This window comes from Methylobacterium sp. WL103 (genome assembly GCF_008039885.1).
GTDB lineage: Bacteria > Pseudomonadota > Alphaproteobacteria > Rhizobiales > Beijerinckiaceae > Methylobacterium > Methylobacterium cerastii.
In genome coordinates this window covers 1-4893 of sequence record NZ_VRUX01000324.1, presented here as the reverse complement: position 1 = coordinate 4893, position 4893 = coordinate 1, and the positions used below count along the sequence as shown (strand labels likewise).

At 72.1% G+C, this 4893-nt stretch carries 4 protein-coding genes; all 4 read left to right on the top strand.

The genetic code is table 11. The features are described from left to right. Nucleotides 1-354, top strand: a 354-nt coding sequence (locus FV222_RS17450) for a proton-translocating transhydrogenase family protein (RefSeq protein ID WP_246685520.1), incomplete at its 5' end; no start/stop codon positions are given. 3 nt (nucleotides 355-357) lie between these two features. After that, the gene (locus FV222_RS17445; protein ID WP_147815272.1) at nucleotides 358-1758 is read left to right on the top strand and encodes an NAD(P)(+) transhydrogenase (Re/Si-specific) subunit beta; all 1401 of its coding nucleotides are present in this window, start codon (nucleotides 358-360) and stop codon (nucleotides 1756-1758) included. 176 nt (nucleotides 1759-1934) lie between these two features. Next, a complete protein-coding gene (locus tag FV222_RS17440; protein ID WP_147762451.1) occupies nucleotides 1935-3563 on the top strand; it encodes a GAF domain-containing protein in 1629 nt (542 codons plus the stop codon). A 47-nt stretch (nucleotides 3564-3610) separates the two neighbouring features. Next, a partial coding sequence (locus tag FV222_RS17435; protein ID WP_147815270.1) for a DHH family phosphoesterase occupies nucleotides 3611-4893 on the top strand: 1283 nt, incomplete at its 3' end.

Sequence of the window (4893 nt, the reverse complement as noted above, 5' to 3'; positions counted from 1 at the left end):
CTGGAACACGGTGGCGCCGACGGCGTCGGCCACGGCCTCAGCGCCGTGACCCACGGCGCCGTCGACGCCACCGTGTTCCAGCTCGCGATCTTCGTGCTCGCGATCTTCGTCGGCTACTACGTGGTGTGGTCGGTGACCCCGGCGCTGCACACCCCGCTGATGTCGGTCACCAACGCGATCTCGTCCGTCATCATCGTCGGCGCGATCCTCGCCGCCGGCGTGCCGCTGATCGAGAAGGGCACCGGCTGGGCCCGCGCCTTCGGGTTCATCGGCATCGTGCTGGCCAGCGTGAACATCTTCGGCGGCTTCCTGGTCACTCAGCGCATGCTCGCCATGTACAAGAAGAAGGCCTGAGACATGTCCCAGAACGTCTCCGCCCTTCTCTACATCGTCTCGGGCGTCCTGTTCATCATGGCGCTGCGGGGGCTTTCGCACCCGACGACGTCGCGGCAGGGCAACCTCTACGGCATGGTCGGCATGGCGCTGGCCGTACTCACGACCCTGGTCGGCCATCCGCCGGCCGGCGCGGGCGCCTGGCTCCTCGTCTTCCTCGGGCTCGCCATCGGCGGCGGCGCGGGTGCGGTCATCGCCAAGCGCGTGCCGATGACGGCGATGCCGCAGCTCGTCGCCGCCTTCCACTCGCTCGTCGGCCTCGCCGCCGTGGCGGGTGCGGCCGCGACGCTCTACGCGCCGCAGGCCGTGGGCATCCTCGAGAACGGCCACATCCACAAGGAGTCGCTGTTCGAGATGGCGCTCGGCGCGGCGATCGGCGCGATCACCTTCACCGGTTCGGTCATCGCCTTCGCCAAGCTCGACGGGCGCATGTCCGGCAAGCCGATCATGCTGCCGAGCCGGCACCTCATCAACATCGGCCTCGCGGTGGCGCTGGTCGTGCTGATCGCGGTGTTCATCGGCGGCGAGAGCAAGGTCGTCTTCTGGCTGATCGTGCTGCTGTCCTTCGCCCTCGGCGGCCTGCTCATCATCCCGATCGGCGGCGCGGACATGCCCGTCGTCGTCTCGATGCTGAACTCCTACTCGGGCTGGGCGGCGGCCGGCATCGGCTTCACGCTGGGCAACCTCGCGCTGATCATCACCGGCGCGCTGGTCGGCTCGTCGGGCGCGATCCTGTCCTACATCATGTGCCACGCGATGAACCGCTCGTTCATCTCGGTCATCCTCGGCGGCTTCGGCGGCGACGCCGCGGCGGGCGGCGGCGGCGGCGAGGTCGAGACCCGGCCGGTCAAGCAGGGCTCGGCGGACGACGCGGCCTACATCATGAAGAACGCCGAGCGGGTCATCATCGTGCCGGGCTACGGCATGGCGGTGGCGCAGGCGCAGCATTCGCTCCGCGAGATGGCCGACCTGCTCAAGAAGGAGGGCGTCGACGTGAAGTACGCCATCCACCCCGTCGCCGGCCGCATGCCCGGCCACATGAACGTGCTGCTCGCCGAAGCCAACGTGCCCTACGACGAGGTGTTCGAGCTGGAGGACATCAACGGCGAGTTCCCGCAGGCCGACGTGGCCTTCGTGATCGGCGCCAACGACGTCACCAACCCGGCCGCCAAGACCGACAAGGCCTCGCCGATCTACGGCATGCCGATCCTCGACGTGGAGCGGGCCAAGACCGTGCTGTTCATCAAGCGCGGCATGGGCTCGGGCTACGCCGGCGTCGAGAACGAGGTGTTCTTCCGCGACAACACGATGATGCTGTTCGGCGACGCCAAGAAGGTCGTCGACCAGATCCTCAAGAACCTCTGACCGGACGTCCTTCGATCCGGGATGCGGCGGACGGGGCGGGCAGCGATGCCCGCCCTTCTGCGTTCCGGGCGCTCGGGCTCGGGGTGCGCCCCGACGATGACTTGTGTCGAGCGGGGTCCTACAACCGCAACGCCGACCGCCGATCCGGTGCGACGGTTCTCCAACCCGGGGCTGGCATGTCGCCCGAGACCTCCGATCCCGAGCGCCTCGCCGAGTTGGAGGCGCTCGCCATCCTCGACACGGCCCCGGAGGAGGCCTTCGACGACGCGGTCCAGATCGCGCGCGCGCTCTGCGCCGCCCCCGTCGCCCTGGTGAGCCTCGTCGCCGCCGACCGGCAATGGTTCAAGGCCCGCGCCGGCTTCCTGTTCTGCGAGACCGAACTCAACGCCTCCATCTGCCGGCACGCGCTGGGCGAGCCGGACCTGCTCGTCATCCCCGACCTGACGCAGGACCCGCGCACCCGCGAGAACCCGCTCGTCACCGGCCCGCCGGGGATCCGGTTCTATGCCGGCGCGCCCCTGCGCACGTCGAGCGGCCGGGCGCTGGGCAGCCTCTGCGTCATCGACACCGTGCCCCGGCCCGGGGGCCTGAACGAGGATCAGGCTGACGCGCTTCGGCGGCTGGCCCGGCAGATCATGATCCTGATGCGCGAGCGGCGCCAGCTGGTCCGCCTGCAGGTCGAGGAGCGCCTGACCCGCGCCGCCTCGATCCGCCGGGCGGCCTTGATCGAGCTCGGCGACCACCTGCGCGACGTCACCTGCGTCGCCGCCATGACCGCCAAGGCCGCCGAGATCGTCGGCCGGACGCTCGATGCCAGCCGGGCCGGCTACGGCGAGATCGACGCGAGCGGGGTGCACGTCACGATCCTCCAGGACTGGACCGCGGCGGGGGTGGAAAGTCTCGCCGGCACGCACCGCTTCGCCGATTTCGGCCGCCTCGGCGCCTCGATCGAGCGCGGCGACGCCCTCGTCGTCGGCGCGGTCGCAGAGGACCCGCGGACCGCGCCGTTCGCAGCGCCGTTCATGGCGCAGGCCATCGGCGCCATGCTCGACGTGCCGGTGCGCGAGCGCGGACGGACGGTCGGGCTGTTCTTCGTCCACGCCGCCGCGCCGCGCGACTGGCTGCCGGAGGAGGTCGCCTTCGCCCGCAACGTCGCGGACCGGGTCCAGGTCGGGATCGGCCGCCTGCGGGCCGAGGAGCAGCAGGCGGTGCTCAATCGCGAGCTGAGCCACCGGATGAAGAACACCCTGGCGATGGTGCAGGCCATCGCCATGCAGACCATGCGCAACGCCACCGACCTGGAGGCGGCCCGCGACGCCCTCGCCAACCGGCTGATCGCGCTGGGCAAGGCGCACGACATCCTGCTCGACGGCACCCGCGAGAGCGCGAGCCTCGAAAAGGTCGTCCAAGGCGCGCTGACGATTCACGACGACGCGCAGGCGGGCCGCCTGCGGCTGTTCGGCCCGCACGTTCAGGTCGGCTCCAAGGCCGCGCTGTCGCTGTCGCTGATGATCCACGAGCTCGCGACGAACGCCGCCAAGTACGGCGCGCTGTCGACGCCCGCGGGCTTCATCGTGGTGGATTGGTCGATCGATGCCGCCGGCCGCGAGCCTATGGTCCGGCTGCGCTGGGCCGAGAGCGGCGGGCCGCCGGTCGCGACGCCGACGCGGCTCGGGTTCGGCAGCCGCCTGATCGAGCGGGGCTTGGCCGGGGCGATCGGCGGCGAGGTCCGGCTGACCTACCCGCCGGACGGCGTGCTCTGCGAGTTGGACGTGCCGCTCTCCGGGATGGAAGCCGACGAGTAGCGACCGCGACCCACATGCGGGCCGGGATTTGGCCGCCGTTGCGGTCTATGGTGGCCCCCGTGTCAGCCCTTCCTCACCTCTCGGCCCAGCCCGAGGCGCCCCGCGCCTTCCTCGGCGTCACCCGGTCCGTCCTCGGGCGGCCATGGCGGGAACGCTGCGCCGACCCGGCGGCGCAGGCCTACGCCGCGACCATGGTCCAGGCCCACGGCTTGCCGGAGCTGCTCGCCCGCGTGCTCGCCGGGCGCGGCGTCCGGCCGGACGGGTCGGAGGCCTACCTGCGCCCGCGCCTGCGCGACCTGATGCCGGACCCCGCCTGCCTCGTCGACATGGGGCCGGCGACCGAGCGCCTCGCGCGGGCGGTGCGCCGGGGCGAGAGCGTCGCGGTGTTCGGCGACTACGACGTCGACGGCGCCGCAAGCGCGGCCCTGCTGGCGGGATACCTGCGCCGGCTCGGCGTGCCGACCCGCATCCACATCCCCGACCGGATCACCGAGGGCTACGGGCCGAACGCGGCCGCGATCGCCGCGCTCGCCGGCGAGGGGGCGACGCTCCTCGTCTGCGTCGATTGCGGCACCAGCGGGCATGGTCCTCTGGCGGAAGCGGCCCGGCTCGGCCTCGACGTGATCGTCCTCGACCATCACGGTGCCCCCGAGCTGCTGCCGCCGGTCTGCGCCCTGGTGAACCCGAACCGCCTCGACGACCTTTCCGGTCTCGGCCACCTCTGCGCCGCGGGCGTCGTGTTCCTCACCCTGGTGGCCCTCGCCCGCACGCTTCGGGCCGAGGGGTATTTCGGGTCCCATCCCGAGCCGCCGCTCACCGATGCCCTCGACCTCGTGGCTTTGGCCACCGTCGCCGACGTGGTGCCTCTGACGGGCCTCAACCGCGCCTTCGTGGTCCAGGGGCTGACCGTGATGCGCGCCCGCGGCCGCCATGGGCTCGCCGCGCTCCTCGATGCCGCCGCCCTCGACGGGCCACCGGAGGCGTGGCACCTCGGCTACCTGCTCGGCCCCCGCATCAACGCCGGCGGGCGCATCGGCGATGCGGGCCTGGGCGCGCGCCTGCTCACCACCGACGACCCGGCCGAAGCCGCCCGCATCGCGGTGGAGCTCGACCGCCTGAACCGCGAACGCCAGGCGATCGAGGCGCAGGCGGTGGCGGAAGCCGAAGCGGAGATGGACCACGCCCTCGCCCTCGACCCCGATCGCCCGGTGCTGGTCGCAGGCAGCGCGGAGTGGCATCCGGGCATCGTCGGGCTGATCGCGGCGCGCCTCAAGGAGCGCTTCGGCCGACCGGCCTTCGCCTTCGCCCTCCGGCCGGACGGGTCGGCCAC